Annotated in this window: 12 protein-coding genes and 1 riboswitch; of the genes, 7 read left to right on the top strand and 5 right to left on the bottom strand. The window is 72.2% G+C overall.

Features of this window, described 5'->3' with window-relative positions; genetic code table 11:
* Positions 1-6: 6 nt before the first annotated feature.
* Positions 7-133: riboswitch (SAM riboswitch) on the bottom strand.
* Positions 134-286: 153 nt separating this feature from the next.
* Positions 287-1,237 carry a glucosyl-3-phosphoglycerate synthase gene (locus ACFVUT_RS26545; protein ID WP_389654797.1) on the top strand — a complete coding sequence of 317 codons (951 nt, stop codon included), beginning with the start codon at positions 287-289 and terminating at the stop codon, positions 1,235-1,237.
* 44 nt (positions 1,238-1,281) lie between these two features.
* On the top strand, positions 1,282-2,745 hold the full coding sequence (locus ACFVUT_RS26540) for a trehalose-6-phosphate synthase (protein ID WP_389654799.1): 1,464 nt from the start codon (positions 1,282-1,284) through the stop codon (positions 2,743-2,745).
* A gap of 146 nt (positions 2,746-2,891) precedes the next feature.
* Here ACFVUT_RS26540 and otsB read toward each other — a convergent pair whose 3' ends face one another.
* Positions 2,892-3,785 (bottom strand): trehalose-phosphatase, encoded by an 894-nt coding sequence (otsB, locus tag ACFVUT_RS26535; RefSeq protein WP_389654801.1) that lies wholly within the window; start codon positions 3,783-3,785, stop codon positions 2,892-2,894.
* Between the two features lie 271 nt (positions 3,786-4,056).
* Positions 4,057-4,275, bottom strand: coding sequence for a DUF3263 domain-containing protein (locus tag ACFVUT_RS26530; protein WP_389654932.1), 219 nt, complete (start codon positions 4,273-4,275; stop codon positions 4,057-4,059).
* Positions 4,276-4,813: 538 nt separating this feature from the next.
* Here ACFVUT_RS26530 and ACFVUT_RS26525 point away from each other — a divergent pair.
* The 5 genes from ACFVUT_RS26525 (at position 4,814) to ACFVUT_RS26505 (ending at position 10,261) form a co-directional block, all read left to right on the top strand.
* Positions 4,814-5,722 carry an SIS domain-containing protein gene (locus tag ACFVUT_RS26525; RefSeq protein WP_389654803.1) on the top strand — a complete coding sequence of 303 codons (909 nt, stop codon included), beginning with the start codon at positions 4,814-4,816 and terminating at the stop codon, positions 5,720-5,722.
* 112 nt (positions 5,723-5,834) lie between these two features.
* On the top strand, positions 5,835-6,767 hold the full coding sequence (locus tag ACFVUT_RS26520) for an ROK family protein (RefSeq protein ID WP_389654805.1): 933 nt from the start codon (positions 5,835-5,837) through the stop codon (positions 6,765-6,767).
* A complete protein-coding gene (nagA, locus tag ACFVUT_RS26515; protein WP_389654807.1) occupies positions 6,767-7,990 on the top strand; it encodes an N-acetylglucosamine-6-phosphate deacetylase in 1,224 nt (407 codons plus the stop codon). The genes ACFVUT_RS26520 and nagA overlap by 1 nt, the downstream gene beginning before the upstream one ends.
* 294 nt (positions 7,991-8,284) lie before the next feature.
* A complete protein-coding gene (locus tag ACFVUT_RS26510; protein ID WP_389654809.1) occupies positions 8,285-9,334 on the top strand; it encodes a 1-phosphofructokinase family hexose kinase in 1,050 nt (349 codons plus the stop codon).
* 75 nt (positions 9,335-9,409) lie between these two features.
* Positions 9,410-10,261, top strand: coding sequence for a ketose-bisphosphate aldolase (locus ACFVUT_RS26505; protein WP_389654811.1), 852 nt, complete (start codon positions 9,410-9,412; stop codon positions 10,259-10,261).
* Positions 10,262-10,412: 151 nt separating this feature from the next.
* Here the strand turns inward: ACFVUT_RS26505 and ACFVUT_RS26500 are convergent, their stop codons facing one another.
* The 3 genes from ACFVUT_RS26500 to ACFVUT_RS26490 all read right to left on the bottom strand — a co-directional run bounded on the left by ACFVUT_RS26500 (position 10,413) and on the right by ACFVUT_RS26490 (position 16,819).
* Complete coding sequence (locus tag ACFVUT_RS26500) at positions 10,413-11,384, bottom strand: carbohydrate-binding protein (protein WP_389654813.1); 972 nt, start codon at positions 11,382-11,384, stop codon at positions 10,413-10,415.
* A 152-nt stretch (positions 11,385-11,536) separates the two neighbouring features.
* Positions 11,537-13,180 (bottom strand): diguanylate cyclase CdgB, encoded by a 1,644-nt coding sequence (gene cdgB / locus ACFVUT_RS26495; protein WP_389654815.1) that lies wholly within the window; start codon positions 13,178-13,180, stop codon positions 11,537-11,539.
* Between the two features lie 342 nt (positions 13,181-13,522).
* Positions 13,523-16,819, bottom strand: coding sequence for a S8 family serine peptidase (locus tag ACFVUT_RS26490; RefSeq protein ID WP_389654817.1), 3,297 nt, complete (start codon positions 16,817-16,819; stop codon positions 13,523-13,525).
* Positions 16,820-16,898: the final 79 nt, after the last annotated feature.

Raw genomic sequence — 16,898 nt, 5'->3', positions numbered from 1 at the left:
CCTTTCTCCTCATCTTCCTCGCGACGCATTTCGCCACGAGACGGAATTGGCACCTTCCCCACCTGACCTCGCGGTCGGCAGGAGGGTTGCCGGGACTTCAACGGGCCGTTCCCTCAGTCCCTCTGGATGAGCGCTATGGCACTGGATCGTCGATCCAGGCGTTTTTCGGCGGACGGACCCCGACATGCGAGGGTCATCCGCGTTGTTCAAGACTGTAACCGAAGCACCGGACTGTTGAGATAGTCGTCCGAACCGCGAGATGGATCACATACAGGGAGTATCGAGCGTGCTGGAAGAGGTCGAACACTGGCTGGCCAGGCGTTCCTGGTCCGCCACCGACCGCCCGCTGGACCGGCTGCTCGCCGCCAAGGCCCGGGAGCCGCGTCGCGGGAGCGTGAGCGTCGTCCTGCCCGCGCTGAACGAGGAGGCGACGGTCGGCGAGATCGTCGCGACGATCCGGCGCGAGCTGATGGAGAAGGTCCGTCTCGTCGACGAACTCGTGGTGATCGACTCCGGTTCCACGGACGCCACCGCGCGGGTGGCCCGGGAGGCCGGCGCCCGGGTGGTGCACCGGGACGCGATACTCCCCCGGATACCCGCCGTGCCCGGGAAGGGCGAGGTCCTGTGGCGGTCGCTGCTGGTGACCGGGGGTGACATCGTCGCGTACGTCGACGCCGATCTGAAGGACTTCTCGGCGGACTTCGTCTCCGGCATCGTCGGCCCGCTCCTGACCGAACCGGACGTGCAGTTCGTCAAGGCGATGTACGACCGCCCCTTCGGCGACACCGCCGGTCAGGGCGGTCGCGTCACGGAACTGGTGGCCCGCCCCCTGCTCAATCTGCACTGGCCGCAGCTGGCCGGTTTCGTCCAGCCGCTGGGCGGCGAGTACGCGGTGCGCCGCTCCCTCCTCGAACGGCTTCCCTTCCCCGTCGGCTACGGAGTGGAGCTGGGACTCCTGGTCGACGCGCTGCACACGGTGGGCCTGGACGCACTGGCCCAGGTCGACGTGGGGGTGCGCAGACACCGCCACCAGGACGGCCAGGCCCTCGGCCGGATGGCGGCGGCCATCTACCGGACCGCGCAACTCCGACTTTCCCGGGGTCACTTAGTACGGCCGTCGCTCACCCAGTTCGAACGCGGCGAGGACGGCTTCGTCCCGCACACCCATGCGGTGGACACCGAGGAACGACCCCCGATGCGTGAGATCGAGGAGTACGTCTCGCGCCGCGCGGCCTGACTTCGCACGTTTGGGCGGTTCGTGATCGGGCTAGATTCCGCAACATGGTCTCCGAGCACGAAGCCCCGTCCGAAGCCTTGTCCGAAGCCCCGTCCGAAGCCTTGTCCGGGGCCCGGCCCGATGCCTCGTCCGGGGCCCGGTCCGCTGCGCAGGTCCTCGTCGCGTCCAACCGCGGCCCGGTCTCGTACAGCCTCGCCGTGGACGGGACGCTCGACGCGAAGCGCGGCGGCGGCGGGCTCGTCTCCGGGCTGAGCGCCGTCAAGGACAAGCTGTGGGTGTGCGCCGCGCTCGGTGACGGGGACCGGGAAGCGGTCCGGCGCGGGGTCGGTGAGCAGGGCGTACGGATGCTCGACATCGACGCGGCCGTGCACGCCGACGCGTACAACGGCATCGCGAACTCCGTGCTCTGGTTCGTCCACCACATGCTGTACCAGACACCGCTGGAGCCGGTGTTCGACGCGGAGTTCCGGCGGCAGTGGGCGTCGTTCGAGGCGTACAACCGGGCCTTCGCCGAGGCGCTCGCCGAGGAGGCGGGGCAGGGCGCGGCGGTGCTGGTGCAGGACTACCACCTGGCGCTGGTGCCCGGCATGCTCCGCGAGCTCCGCCCGGACGTGCGGATCGGCCACTTCTCGCACACCCCGTGGGCGCCCGCCGACTACTTCCGGCTGCTCCCCGACGACATCGCCGAGCAGGTGCTGCGCGGCATCCTGGGCGCGGACCGGGCGGCCTTCCTGACCCGGCGCTGGGCGGACGCGTTCACCGGCTGCTGCGCGGAGATCCTGGGCGGCACCGGACAGACCAGGATCGGAGTGCACGGGCTCGGCGCGGACGCGGAATTCCTGCGCGAGCGCGCGCACGAGGCGGACGTGGACGAGCGGATGGCGGCGCTGCGCGAGCAGATCGGCCCGGGGCGGAGGACGATCGTACGCGTGGACCGGACAGAGCTGTCCAAGAACATCGTGCGCGGCCTGCTCGCCTACCGCGCACTCCTGGAGGAGCGGCCGGAATGGCGTGAGCGCGTCGTCCATGTCGCCTTCGCCTATCCCTCGCGCCAGGACCTGGCGGTGTACCGCGACTACACGGTTGAGGTGCAGCGGGTCGCCGACGAGATCAACGCGGTGTACGGCACGGCGGGCTGGACCCCGGTCGTGCTCCACGTCAAGGACGACTTCGCCCGCTCGCTCGCCGCGTACCGGCTGGCCGACGTGGCACTCGTCAACCCGATCCGCGACGGCATGAACCTGGTCGCCAAGGAGGTCCCGGTCGTCTCCGACCACGGCTGTGCCCTCGTGCTGTCACGGGAGGCGGGGGCGTACGAGGAGCTGGGCAGCGACGCGGTCGTGGTGAACCCGTACGACGTGTCCGCGACAGCGTCCGCGCTGCACGAGGCGCTGACGATGGCGGACGACGAACGGGCCGCCCGCACGGAACGGCTGGCCGCGGCTGCGGTGGCACTGCCGCCGCAACAGTGGTTCCTGGACCAGCTGGACGCGTTGCGCCGGGAGTGAGCGGGGGCGGGGGCCGTACCCGTACCCGTGCCCGTACCCGTGCCCGTGTCTGCGTCCGTGACCGGCGGATCCCGTCCGCCGTCTGCTGTGGGCGGACGGCGCGACGCGTCAGGGACGGCCCGACGGACGGTGGACGGCGCCACGCGTCAGGAAGGGCCCGGCTGGAGGCGGTGGGCGAGGGCCGCCAGGAATCCGACGACGGCTTCCGGGCCGTTCAGCAGCAGATCGGCCCGTTCGGCCAGTTCGGGCACTTCGGCGCTGCCGCTGCACACCAGCAGGCCGGGGATGCCGTCGGGGCCCTCGGCACGGAGCTTCTCCACCGCGGCGTACGCGGCGAGGTCGCCCAGGTCGTCGCCCGCGTACAGGACGGACTCGGCCCCCGTCTCCCGGACGTACCGCGCAAGCGCCACACCCTTGTCCGTGCCCGGCGGGCGCAACTCCAGGACCAGGCGGCCCGGTTCGACGATCAGACCGTGCCGGGCTGCGAGTTCACCGAGCGGGGTGCGCAGGGCCTCGAACGCCGCCTGCGGGTCGGCGGCGCGGCGGGTGTGGACGGCGAGCGCCTGGCCCTTCTCCTCGATCCACGTGCCGCGCCACGCGTCGAACCGGTCGAGCACGCCCGGGAGTTCGGCACGCACCGCGGCGATGCCGGGGTGCGGGGCGGGGGTGTCGACGGTGCCGGTCGCGGCGTCCCAGCGTTCGGCGCCGTAGTGGCCGAGGACGACGAGGTGATCGAGTCCCGACACCCCGGCGAACCCGCCGTGCCGGACCGCGACGCCGGCCGGGCGGCCGGTGATCACGGCGATGGAGGCCACGTGCGGGGCGAGGGCCGCCAGGGCCCCGACCGCGCCCGGGTGGGCGCGGGCCTGTTCGGGGTCCGGGACGATGTCGGCCAGCGTCCCGTCGAAATCGAGCGCGATGACGGCGCGGTCCGGGCGGGCGAGGATCGCGGCAAGGGCTTCTCGGCCGGGTGGGGTGCTGGGGGTGGGGAGCTCGGACGGGATCTCGCTCGGCGCGGGTACGTGCGGGTTGCTGCCCATGAGCCGAGCCTATAGCGGCGACACGGCGTCGGTCGCGCCTCCGGCGGCCCCAAGGGCAGCCTGGACCGACGGAAACCGGGTCGACGGAATCCGGGTCGGGGGAATCCGGGTCGACGGAATCCGGGTCGGGGGAATCCGGGGCAGGGACAAGGAGCGGCCTGGCGGGACAGGGGCAGCCTGTAGGGACAGGGGCGGCTGGCCGGGGCAGGGGCCGGCCTTGCCGGGGCACGGGTGGTCTGCCGGGGCAGCCACGGGGCGGGACGGCATCCCGTCAGCGGCGTCCCCGTCGCGCGTCGCGGACCCGGCGCAGGCGGTTCACCGTCACCGGGTCCTCCGCCAGCGCGCGCACGTCGTCGAGCAGCGCGTTCAGCAGCTGGTAGTAGCGCGTGGGCGAGATGCCGAGCTGTTCGCGGATCGCGCGCTCCTTCGCTCCGGGCCCGGCCCACGACTGCCGTTCGACGGCGAGCACGGCACGGTCGCGGTCGGACAGGCCGACGGGTCCGGTGGAGCTGCCCGCGACGTCGGGACCGCCGACGAGGTCGGGACTGCCCGTGGCATCGGGACCGTCCGTGGCGTCGGGACCGTCCGTGGCGTCGGGACCGTCTGTGGCGTCGGGACCGTCTGTGGCGTCGGGACCACCCGCGAGGTCGGGACCACCCATGGCATCAGGACCGTCCGGACCGCGCGTGGCGTCGGGGCCGTCCGCAGCTGCGGGGCCATTCGGAGGAACGGTCATATCAGCCAATCTATCGCCCGGCCGGAACGCCGCCGGACGACGCCCCGCCTCCTCGTACGCTGCCCCGCCTCCTCGTACGCTGCCCCGGCTCCCCCGTCGCCGTCGCGTCCGCGGGGCGTTCGGCGAGGCGGCCGGGCCCGTGTCCGGACGGCTCATGAGGTCATTGCCCTCGGCCTGCGCCGACTGCTAAGCAGGTTGCGGAGCAAGGCCCTTCATGGTCCGAACCTTTGCGCCGCCGCTGTGCCGCACCGCCCGCATCGTCACCGTCCCACGCCGCAAGGAGCCGTCCAGCATGTCTCGTACCGCATCAGAAATTGCCACCCAGCCCGGCTGCTGGCGGCGTGCCGCAGAGGCGGGAGCGGCGTTCGACGGGCTGCCGCGGCCGGGTGAGCGGGTCGCCGTCACCGGGTGCGGCACCTCGTGGTTCATGGCCATCGCGTACGCGGCGCTGCGCGAGGCGGCCGGACAGGGCGAGACGGACGCGTACGCCTCGTCGGAGTTCCCGGCCGGCCGGCCGTACGACCGGGTGGTGGCGATCACCCGTTCCGGTACGACGACCGAGGTGCTGGAACTCCTGCGCGAGCTGCGCGGCAAGGTCGCCACCGTCGCGCTGACCGCCGACCCGAAGACGCCGGTCATGGACGCCGCCGACGCGGTCGCCGTGCTGGACTGGGCGGACGAGGAGTCGGTCGTCCAGACCCGGTTCGCGACCACCGCGCTGGCCTTTCTGCGGGCCGGCCTGGAGGCGTCCGGCCCGCTTCCGGCCGGAGTGAAGACGGTCGCCGCCGCGGCGGTCGACGCGGAGCTCGCGGTGACGGAACCGCTGGACGAGGCGGTGGTCTCGGCCGAGCAGTGGACATTCCTCGGGCGCGGCTGGACGTACGGACTGGCCCAGGAGGCCGGGCTCAAGATGCGTGAGGCGGCGGGCGCCTGGACGGAGTCGTACCCGGCGATGGAGTACCGCCACGGCCCGATCTCGATCACCGGACCGCACCGCGTCGCCTGGGTGTTCGGCGCACTCCCGGACGGACTCGCCGGCGAAGTGGCGCGGGTGGGCGGCACCCTGGTGGCGCATGCCACCGCGGACCCCATGGCGGACCTGATCCGGGCGCAGCGGCTGGCGGTCGAGCTCGCGGAGGCGAAGGGCTACGACCCGGACCACCCCCGCCACCTCACGCGCAGCGTGATCCTTCCGTCCTGAGTCCGTCACCGAGCCCACCGCTCCGGATGCGCGGGCGCGATTTTGTATGTATGCGCAACAAACCGGGATAGTGGACTAGACCTTTTTGATTCCGCGGGCGAAACTGTTTCCCGTGAAACACGTCATCGCCCTCGATGTGGGCGGCACCGGAATGAAGGCCGCACTGGTCGGGGCGGACGGCGCCCTGCTGTACGCGGCTCGGCGGGCCACCGGCAGAGAACGCGGCCCCGACGCCGTCGTGGAGTCGATCCTCACCTTCGCCGCGGACCTGCGGGCGTACGGCGAGGAGCACTTCGGCGAAAGCGCTGTCGCGGCCGGTGTCGCCGTGCCGGGCATCATCGACGCCGAGAAGGGGATCGCGGTCTACGCCGCGAACCTGGGCTGGCGCGACGTACCGATGCGCGAACTGCTCGGCGGACGGCTCGGCGGTGTCCCCGTCGCGCTCGGCCACGACGTGCGCACCGGCGGTCTCGCCGAAGGCCGGATCGGCGCGGGCAAGGGCGCCGACCGCTTCCTCTTCGTGCCGCTGGGCACCGGGATCGCCGGTGCCATCGGCATCGCGGGCACCATCGAGGCCGGCGCGCACGGGTACGCGGGCGAGATCGGCCACATCGTGGTCCGGCCGGACGGCCCGGACTGCAGCTGCGGCCAGCGCGGCTGCCTGGAGACCCTGGCGTCCGCGTCCGCGGTGAGCCGGGCCTGGGCCGCGGCGTCCGGCGATCCGACGGCGGACGCCGCGGACTGCGCGAAGGCCGTGGAGTCGGGAGACCCGGCGGCCGTGGAGGTCTGGCGGAACGCGGTCGACGCACTCGCCGCCGGCCTCGTCACCGCGCTGACCCTGCTCGACCCCAGCACGCTGATCATCGGTGGCGGTCTCGCCGAGGCCGGGGACACCTTGTTCGCACCACTTCGTGCGGCCGTCGAGGAACGCGTCACGTTCCAGAAGCTGCCCCACATCGTCCCGGCGGCCCTCGGGGACACCGCCGGATGCCTGGGCGCAGGGCTGCTCGCCTGGGATCTTCTCTCCACGGAGGTATCCGCCTGATGGCCGGACGCGCAGACAGCACCGTTCTCGCAGGTGCCCGGGTGGTGCTTCCCAGCGGCACCGTCGAGAACGGCCGGGTGGTCGTCGAGGGCACCCGGATCGTCAGCAGTGGGGCGAACGAGGGCGCCCGGATCGCCGACAGCGCGGCGGACGGAAGCACCACGAGCGTCGGCGGCGCGGCGGTCGAGGGCGCCCGGACCATCGACCTCAGCGGCCACTGGGTGGTCCCGGGCTTCGTCGACATGCACAACCACGGCGGCGGCGGCGCGTCCTTCACCTCCGGCACCGTGGACGAGGTCCTCACCGGCGTCCGTACGCACCGCGAGCACGGCACCACGACACTGGTCGCCTCCACCGTCACCGGCGAGATGGACTTCCTCGCCCACCGGGCCGGCGTCCTGTCCGAGCTGGTCGAGCAGGGCGACCTGGCCGGTATCCACTTCGAGGGGCCGTTCATCTCGCCGTGCCGCAAGGGCGCGCACAGCGAGGACCTGCTGCGCCACCCGGATCCGGCCGAGGTCCGCAAGCTGATGGACGCGGCGCGCGGCACCGCGAAGATGTTCACGCTCGCCACCGAACTCCCGGGCGGCATCGAGTCGGTGCGGCTGCTCGCCGAGCACGGCGTGATCGCCGCGATCGGGCACACCGACGCGACGTACGAGCAGACCGTCGAGGCGATCGACGCGGGCGCCACCGTCGCCACCCACCTCTACAACGCGATGCCCGGCCTCGGCCACCGCGTGCCCGGCCCGATCGCGGCCCTGCTGGAGGACGAGCGGATCACCGTCGAGCTGATCAACGACGGTACGCATCTGCACCCCGCCGCCCTGGAGCTGGCCTACCACCACGCGGGCGCCCACCGCGTCGCGCTGATCACGGACGCCATGGACGCGGCCGGTTTCGGCGACGGCCGCTACCAGCTCGGCCCGCTCGCGGTCGAGGTCAAGGACGGTGTCGCGCGGCTGGTCGAGGGCAACTCGATCGCGGGCTCCACGCTCACCCTGGACACCGCGTTCCACCGGGCCGTGACCATCGACAGGATCCCGGTGCCCGATGTCGTGCAGTCCATCTCCGCCAACCCGGCACGGCTGCTCGGCGTGTACGACAGGGTCGGCTCGCTGGACGCGGGCAAGGACGCGGACCTGGTGGTCCTGGACGCGGACTTCGCGCTCAAGGGCGTCATGCGCAAGGGCGAATGGATCGTCGAGCCCGCGATCGGTTGATCCGCCGCGTCATCGGTTGATCCGCCGCGTCATCGGTCGGTCCGCCCCGCGTCATCGGTTGATCCGCCGCGTCATCGGTCGGTCCGCCCCGCGTCATCGGTCGGTCCGCCGCGTCATCGGTCGGTCCGCCCCGTCGCCGACGGCGGGCGGAATGCGTAACGAAGAGACGGCGGTTGCTCCGGGGGGCTGGGCCCATCGCCACCCCTTTGGCATGATCGCCTGGGAAACGACCAGGGAAAGCGCATTCCATCCAAGGATTCGCGCTCCGGAGCAGGGAGCGAGGGAGCGGTCGCGGTGATCCTCACCGTCACACTGAATACGGCACTCGACCTGACGTACGGCGTCCCGGAACTCGTCCCGCACGCCAGCCACCGTGTCGGCGACGTCACCGAGCGGCCCGGCGGCAAGGGTCTCAACGTGGCCCGGGTGCTCTCCGCCCTCGGCCACGAAACGACGGTCACCGGCTTCGCCGGAGGCTCCACGGGAGCCGTCCTGCGGGAGCTCCTGGCCGGACCGTCGTCGCAGGGCGCACAGCACCCGCAGGCGGACACGGAGACGGCCGACAGCGGCGCGCCCGCCCGCACCACCCCCGCCTCCGCTTCCCCTTCCCCTTCCGCCCCCGCGCCTTTCGCCCCGGCGCCGATCGCCGACGCCCTCGTCACCGTCGCCGGGAACACCCGTCGCACGATCGCCGTCGTCGACCGGGCCACCGGCGACACCACCCAGCTCAACGAACCCGGCCCGCTCGTCACCGCCGACGAATGGGCCGCCCTCCTCGGCCGGTACGCGGAACTCCTCACCGGGGCCGACGCCGTCGCCCTCTGCGGGAGCCTGCCGCCCGGTATCCATGTCGGCGCCTACGCCGAACTGGTGCGCCTGGCCCGTACCGCCGGCGTCCCCGTGCTCCTGGACACCAGCGGCGAACCGCTGCGCCGCGGCATCGCCGCCCGCCCCGACCTGATCAAGCCGAACGCCGACGAGCTGGCGCAGCTCACCGGCTCCCGCGAGCCTCTGCGCGCCTCCCGCGACGCCCACCGCCGCGGTGCGCACGGGGTCGTCGCGTCCCTGGGCCCGGACGGCATGCTGGCGGTCACCCCGGACGGCGTCTGGCAGGCGTCCCCGCCCGCCAAGGTCCTGGGCAATCCGACCGGTGCGGGCGACTCCGCGGTGGCCGGGCTGCTGTCCGGTCTCGTCGAGGGCCTGGGCTGGCCGGACCGGCTGCGGCGGGCGGTGGCACTGTCGACGGCGACCGTGCTCTCCCCGACGGCCGGTGACTTCGACCGCGCGGCGTACGAGGAGCTGCTGCCGCGCGTGAACATCGAGGAACACATACCGGCGGCCTGAGCGCCGCCCCCGTATCGGCTCGTGCGGCCCCGGGCCGGGCCGGCCGTTCAGCACAGAGAAGTAGCAGAGGTCAGCATGCCGCTCGTCAGCACCGGTGAACTCGTCTCCGCCGCCCAGGCCGAGGGACGCGGGATCGCCGCCTTCAATGTCATCACGCTGGAGCACGCGGAGGCCATCGCGGCCGGCGCGGAGCGTGCCGGAGCCCCCGCCATCCTCCAGGTCTCCGAGAACGCCGTGAAGTTCCACGGAGGACGGCTCGGTGCCGTCGCCGCCGCGGCCGCCGCCGTCGCCCGCGCCTCCAGCGCCCCGCTCGCGCTCCACCTCGACCATGTCGAGTCCGTGGAGCTGCTGCACCAGGCCCACGCGGAGGGCTTCAGCTCCGTGATGTTCGACGCCTCCAAGCTCTCCTACGAGGAGAACGTGAGGGCCACGGCCGAGGCGGTGGCCTGGGGGCATGAGCACGGCATCTGGATCGAGGCCGAGCTCGGCAAGGTCGGCGGCAAGGAGGGCGAGGCCCCGCTCGACGCCCACGCCCCCGGTGTCCGCACCGACCCGGCCGAGGCCGCCGCGTACGTCCGCGACACCGGGGTGGACGCGCTGGCCGTCGCGGTCGGCTCCTCGCACGCCATGACCGAGCGCACCGCCGCCCTCGACCACGCGCTGATCGGCCGGCTGCGCGACGCGGTCCCGGTCCCGCTGGTGCTGCACGGCTCCAGCGGTGTGCCGGACGACGAGATCCGCCGGGCCGTCGCCTCCTCCGGCATGGTCAAGATCAACGTGGGCACGGCGCTGAACACGGCGTTCACCGGTGCGGTACGCGCGTACCTGGCCGAGAACACCACGGGCGTGGACCCGCGCAAGTACCTCGCACCGGGACGCGAGGCCATGACGGCGACCGTGGCGGGCTTCCTGCGCCTGATGGGCTGAACCCACGGGCGCGGAAACGGTCCCGGCCCCCTCACGCACCTTCACGGGGCGCGGAAACGGATGAGGCCGATCCTCGTAGGCGCGCAGAGCGGAAACGGTCCGGCCCCCTCACCTTCAGAGGCGAGAGGGCCGGACCGCGTTCATGGCGCGCTCAGCGGGTCTGGTGACCCTCCTTCAGCGACAGCTGGTCGAGGTTGGCATCGCACTGGTCGCCCTCGTTGCAGGAGATCACGATCGTGTTCGATCCCTTGTTGAGGTTGACGTAGGCGTACGTCGTCGTCCAGCCCTTCGACAGATCACCCTCCTGGGCCTTCGCGAAGTTCTTCATGTTGATCGAGCGGGGCTGCTCGGCATTGACCGTGAGTGAGGTCTTGGCGTCCTTGCCCGGCACGCCGTACGTCACGAACAGCGTGTACTCGCCGGCCTTCGGAACCTCGACCGACCAGGTCGCCGACCGGCCGACCTCATTGAGGTTGATGTACTGGCCGTTGGAGCTCTTGGCGCCCGGGGTCGTGTTGTCCAGCTGGGCCGAGCCGCCGAGCTTCAGCGTCGCCGCGTCCTGCTTGGGCAGGTCGACCGGGGGCTCGGAGGTCGCGGACTGCTCGGGTTTCGCGGACTCCTCGACCTGGTCGCCGGGACCGGCGGACGAGGTGGCCTCGTCCTTCTTCTTGTCCTTGTTGTCGTCCGTCATCAGCGCGGCGCCGATGCCGATGAGCACGACCAGGACCACCGCGACCGCGCCGATGAGCAGGCCCTTGGTGTTCGGTCCGCCCTTGCCCGGGCCGCCGGCGCGGCCGTGGCCGCCCTGCTGCGGGACATGCGCGGTGGGAGCACCGGGGTACGTCTCCGGAGCGGCGTACTGCGCATTCGGCTGGCCGTACTGCGCGTTCGGCTGGCCGTACTGCTGCTGGTACGGCACCTGCTGCCCGTACTGCCGCTCGCCGACGGTCCGCACCTGGTTGTACGAGGTCCGGGGCACACCGGGCTGCGGAGCCGCCGGGCCCGGGTAGCCGTAGCCGCCCTGCCGCGGCGGCTGGGCTCCCGCCGCCTGTCCGTCCTCGTACAGGTAGCCGAACGGATCGTCGTCCTCGGGCGTGTTAGCGCCGTTGTTCCCGGCCGTCATCCCTGGATCACTCCTCACCATGCCGCCAGCCGTCGCCGATATGTGCCAGCCGTGGCCGACCGGCCGAGCCTACCCCGAACGGACCACACCAAGAATTGCCGTCGCACGTCCTGGAACCGCGGTGGGGTACGGGAACAGCACCCGCGTGAAGGTCAGCCGGCCCTGCGGTGAACCTTCGACCGGGACCGCTTCTCCACGTACATCCGCTGGTCGGCCGAGTGCAGCACCTCTTCGGCGGTCATGCCGCAGGCGGCCCATCCGATGCCGAAGCTCGCCCCGACGCGCACCGCCCGGCCATCGGTCCTGATGGGCGGAATGATGGCGTTCCGCAGGCGCACGGCCAGGTCCGCGGCGTCCGCGGCGCCGAGGCCGTCGGCGAGGACGACGAATTCGTCGCCTCCGAGCCGGGCGACGGTGTCGCCGTCGCGGACGCAGGTGGTGAGACGGCGGGCGACCTCGATCAGTACGGCGTCGCCGGTGTGGTGGCCGAACCGGTCGTTGATCGACTTGAAGCCGTCGAGGTCGCAGAAGAGGACCGCGAGGCCCTTCGTCCCGTCGTCGTGCTCGGTGTCGGGCGCGACGGCGTGCACATGGTGGTCGTAGGGGCCGCCGGGCGCCGAGTCGACGTCGTAGCCGTGTGCCCGCGCGTCCGGATCGTCGAGGTCGCCGTAGGCCGCGTCCAGCGCCTCGACCGCGGTGGTGGCCACCGCGTGCGGGCGTTCGCAGAGCCGGGAGCCGAGCCGGGAGCGCAGCTCGGCGCTGTTGGGCAGACCGGTGAGGGCGTCGTGCGAGGCGCGGTGCGCCAGATGCAGCTCGTGGCGCTTGCGCTCCTCTATGTCCTCGACATGGGTGAGCAGGAAGCGCGGTCCGTCCGTGGTGTCGGCGACGACGGAGTTGCGCAACGAGACCCAGAGATAGGTTCCGTCCCGCCGCCCGAGCCGCAGCTCGGCACGGCCGCCCTCGGCGGAGGTGCGCAGCAGCGTGCCGATGTCCTCGGGGTGGACGAGATCGGCGAAGGAGTAGCGGCGCAGGACGGACGCGGGGCGGCCGAGCAGCCGGCACAGGGCGTCGTTGGTGCGCAGCAGGCGGCCGTGCTGGTCGCCGCCCATCTCGGCGATGGCCATGCCGCTGGGCGCGTACTCGAAGGCCTGGCGGAAGGACTCCTCGCTGGACCGCAGCGCCTGCTGTTCACGCTCCAGACGGACCAGCGCACGTTGCATGTTTGCTCTCAGCCGGGCGTTGCTGATCGCAATGGCCGCCTGCGACGCGTACATCTGGAGGGCCTCACGGCCCCAGGCGCCGGGACGGCGGCCGTTGCGCGGGCGGTCGACGGAGATGACGCCCAGGAGGTCGAGACCGCCGCCGGACGCGTACATCGGGGCGTAGAGGCGGTCCTGGGGGTGCCATTCGTCCTCGAACCGGGGCTCGGGCCCCTCGGTGTGCCACTGCGGTACGTCGTCGTCGAGGAGGACCCAGCCGTGGGTGTGGGGTATGAAGCGCAGCTCGTCCCAGCTCTCGCCCATCGACAGCCGGCGCTCCCAGGAACCGCGCGAGCCGACCCGGCCGGTGATCAGGGCCTCCGCGGCGCTGTTGCCGGCGAAGGCGGCCACCACGAGGTCGCCGTCGGGACGGACCAGGTTCACACAGGCCAGCTCGTAGCCGAGACCGGCGACGGCCCCGTCGGCAACGGTCTGCAGGGTGTCGGCCAGGCTCCGCGCCGTATTGAGATCGGCCACGGCCTGGTGCAGCTGCCGCAGCGTCGCAAGACGGACGTACGGCTCCGACTCGGCCTCCATTGCTCGCACTCCCCGAGACCTCGACAGCACTCCAGGTTTCATATCGACGTACTTACTGCAGTGTCACCGCAACTGAATCACAGTGAGCTGTGCAGTCGGTACACAGGGTCAGCGAATATCGCACTCTGTGACTCAAGTCACAACAGATGGTAAAGGGTTGGAAGGCTGCCCGCCTGCGGCCCGTCCTTTTCCTGAACGCAAATCCGCGCAGCGCGGCGCCGGTTCGGCTGTATACGGAACACCGGTGCGACGGTGCACGGAAGGCCGGTGCGGCGGTGCACGGAAGGCCGGTGCGGCGGGCCGTTTCGACCCGGTACACCGGCCTTCCCGCAGGCAGCCGACTCAGTGGGCCTTGACCGCGTAGGCCCGGATGATGGTCTGGACGACCTTGCTTCCGTCGTCGGCGGTCACCTCGGCCCGGAGCGAGATGTAGCCGCCGGTGCCGCGGTTGGTGAGCGAGGCACGGGCCGGGTGGCCGGGGGTGGCCGCCTTGACCCGTACCCGCTGCCACGTGGCGCCGTCGTCATGGCTGACCTCCAGCGACGGTGTGCCCACGACCGCCTCGGCGGCGTACGGGCTGCGGTCGACGGTGAGGTCCAGGCCGGTGGCGCTGTGGGCCCGGGCCCGGCCGTACGCGTCCAGACCGCCCGCGGCGAAGCGCACCGCCATCAGCGGTACCGCCGCTCCGTCCGGGGCGTGGCCCGACGTGAAGGTCCACTCGCTGTCGATCCGGGTCGACAGAGCCGCGTAGGCACCGGTGCGGGTGACCGAGCCGCGCAGCGTGTACTGCGCCTCCTCGGCGGGCACCGCCACCGACGACTGGCCGAGACCGACGGCGTTCCAGTCGGCATAGGTCTTCCCGCCGCTCTCCAGGACGAGACGGCCCGCGGCGCCCCAGTCCGTGCCGTCGTGCGTGGCATCGGCGTCGACGGCCCAGCGCAGGTTGCCCATCGCGATGCGGTCGGCGGTCCGCAGCATCGCCAGGTCCGGCACGGCCGGGCCGACGACGGCGGCGCCCCAGGTCAGCTTGTTGGACTTGCCGGGACCGAACTCGTGCGGCGTGTCCGACAGGGCGTGCCGCCCATCGATCCGGACCCGGTCCACCCAGCTGCCCGGGGTGCGGTAGTCGCGGACGCGCGACGGGAAGGCCACCGGCTGGTCGATCATGGTCGTCGGGTGCCCGGCGTCGTACGGCGCGGTGCCGGTCACACCGGACGCGGCCGTTCCCTGGGCCCGGTAGTCGGCATCGACCCGGGTGAGGTTCCTGCGCTTCGCGGAGAAGGCCAGGTCCTCGGGAACGCCACCGCTGTGCCGGTCCACCACGTGGTAGAAGAAGGAGCTCGGCGTGGTCGCGTCCGCTCCGCGTTCGGCGAAGGTGGCGGACGTACGGTAGGTCACGTCGGGGTCGGCGAACGGTGAGACGTAGAGCGTGTCGAAGGCGGTCGCGCCGACCGCCACCGCACTGAACGACTTGGTGGATCCGCCGAAGGGAAGCGACACACTCGCTTCGAGGGCGACTCCCTGCGCATCGGCCGCGTCCAGGCTCACCGGGACCGGAACCGCCGTACGGGCGTCGGCGGTGACCGTGAGCGTCCGGTCGACCGTCACCGGCATCACCACCATCGCGTTGCTCGCGTCCGACACGGTCCGGATGCCGGCCACGAGGTAGTACTCACCCTCCGGCACCGAGGTGCTTCCGACACCGTCCCTGACGGTCACGTAGTAATTCGCGCCGCTGTAGCGGTTGACCAGTTCCACGTAGGAGGAGGTGGCCTTGCCTGAGCGGTCCAGTGCGCCCACCGTCACCTGGTGGGTCGGGATCGGGGAGTACGCAGCGAGCAGCGTGCGCACCGAAGCCGCCCCGTCGGCCGAGGAAGCGGTCAGCACCGCGGACTGCGCACCGTGCGGCAGCATGGTGCCGAGCACGGTCACCTCGACGGAGGCGCTGCCGCCCGCCGGAACCACGACCTTGTCGGTGCCCATGGTGAACTGCGCCGGGTTGCCCGGCTTGCCGTCCGACGAGACGGGCGTGGCGATGTCCAGGCCGAGGGTGACGGGGGCCGTGCCCGCGTTGCTGTAGGTGACCTCGTGCACCGTGTCCTCGCCGGAACCGGCCGCCCAGTCCGCCGTCTCGGAGATGTTCGCCGGCGAGGCCGTCACCTGCTGGGCCGTGGCACGGGCGACGTCCACCCGGCCGCTGCCCTGGTCGTAAGGGGTCAGCGCGTCCTTGGGCTTGGCGGCCCCCATCAGCGCCGCCTTGATCCGGTCCCCCGGCCAGCCGGGGTGGGCCTGTGCCACGAGGGCCGCCGAGCCCGCCACGTGCGGCGTCGCCATCGAGGTGCCGCTCAGCGCGACGTGGCCGCCGCCGAGCTTGGCCGCGACGATGCCCACTCCGGGCGCGGTGATGTCGGGCTTGACCGCGAAGTCTCCGACGCGCGGGCCGACACTGGAGAAGTACGCCAGGGACTCGTCCCGGCCCACGGCTCCCACGGTGAGCGCGGCGTCGGCGCTGCCGGGGCTGCCGACGGTCTGTTTTCCGTTCTCGCCCTCGTTTCCGGCGGCCAGCACGAACAGGGTGCCGGTCCGCGCCGACAGGTCGTCCACGGCCTGTTCGAGGGGGTCGATGCCGGCCTCGTCCGGGCCGCCGAGGCTCAGGTTGACCACCTTGGCGTGCAGCGTGTTGGCCGCCCAGTCCATCCCGGCCAGGATCGCCGAGTCGGGGCATCCCTCGTCGACGCACACCCTGCCGATCGCGAGCCGGGCGTCCGGCGCCACGCCCGGGGCGGTGCCCGTACCGGCGATGGTGGAGGCCACATGCGTGCCGTGTCCGACCGTGTCCTCGGCGCTGCCGGAACCGGTGAAGTCCTCCGCGACGTCGACCTTCCCGGCCAGGTCGGGATGGTCGGAGTCGTAACCGGTGTCCAGGACCGCGACCGTGACGCCCTTTCCGGTGTAGCCGGCGGCCCACGCCTCGGGGGCGCCGATCTGCGGCACGCTGCGGTCCAGGGCGACCTTCGCCCGGCCGTCCAGCCACAGTTTGGTCACCCCGCCCCGGAGCGTGCCGCCCTCGGTGAGTTCCTTCCACAGACGGGCGGCGTCGGCCTTGCGTGGTTCGAGAGCGGTCAGACCGAGCCGCGGCAGCTCACGCCGCACCCGCCCCTCGGCGCCGACCTCCGCACGCACCCGCCCGGCACGGCTCGCGCCCCTGCCGTACTGGGCGATCAGCGGCAGGTCGCTGCGCTGCTTGTCGTCGTAGCCGAACTCCAGCAGTGTCCCGACCCGGAACAGCCGGGGGTCGAGCCGTCCCTCACCGAGCAGGTCCATGGCGTCGGAAGGGATGACGGAGATGTCGTCGGGGCCGTCCGAGCTGGTGAAGAAGGTGATGCCCGAACGTCCGGGGCCGGTCTGCGGGCTGACGCTCCGAATGGTGTCGCCGGCGGTGGTCACGGTGACCTGGTCGCCGGTCACCAGGGTGATGGTGGTCTCACGCACCGTCCCTGCCCCGGCGGTCGACGCCGAAGCAGGGACGGTGGCGGTGGCGGTGGCGGTGGCGGGCGTGGTCGAGGCGGTCGCGGGCAGGGCGGATATCAGGGTGACGAGCGCGGCAGTGGCGGCAGCTGCGCAAAGACGTCTTCGCAAGGCAGGACCTCCGGGGATCGCGGTGCACGGTCGGTGCGGTCAGCGTTCCAGGCGGTCATTACCCTGGAATTACCGGAGG

It is taken from the genome of Streptomyces sp. NPDC058051, assembly GCF_042885475.1.
GTDB lineage: Bacteria > Actinomycetota > Actinomycetes > Streptomycetales > Streptomycetaceae > Streptomyces.
The sequence above is the reverse complement of the archived record's forward strand: the minus strand, read 5'-3'. Positions and strand labels throughout refer to the sequence as shown.

Bases quoted from the DNA above. Each gene is read 5' to 3' on its own strand.
- ACFVUT_RS26540 (WP_389654799.1), top strand. From the start codon at position 1,282: ATGGTCTCCGAGCACGAAGCCCCGTCCGAAGCCTTGTCCGAAGCCCCG.
- otsB (WP_389654801.1), bottom strand. From the start codon at position 3,785: ATGGGCAGCAACCCGCACGTACCCGCGCCGAGCGAGATCCCGTCCGAG.
- ACFVUT_RS26525 (WP_389654803.1), top strand. From the start codon at position 4,814: ATGTCTCGTACCGCATCAGAAATTGCCACCCAGCCCGGCTGCTGGCGG.
- nagA (WP_389654807.1), top strand. From the start codon at position 6,767: ATGGCCGGACGCGCAGACAGCACCGTTCTCGCAGGTGCCCGGGTGGTG.
- ACFVUT_RS26505 (WP_389654811.1), top strand. From the start codon at position 9,410: ATGCCGCTCGTCAGCACCGGTGAACTCGTCTCCGCCGCCCAGGCCGAG.
- ACFVUT_RS26500 (WP_389654813.1), bottom strand. From the start codon at position 11,384: ATGACGGCCGGGAACAACGGCGCTAACACGCCCGAGGACGACGATCCG.
- cdgB (WP_389654815.1), bottom strand. From the start codon at position 13,180: ATGGAGGCCGAGTCGGAGCCGTACGTCCGTCTTGCGACGCTGCGGCAG.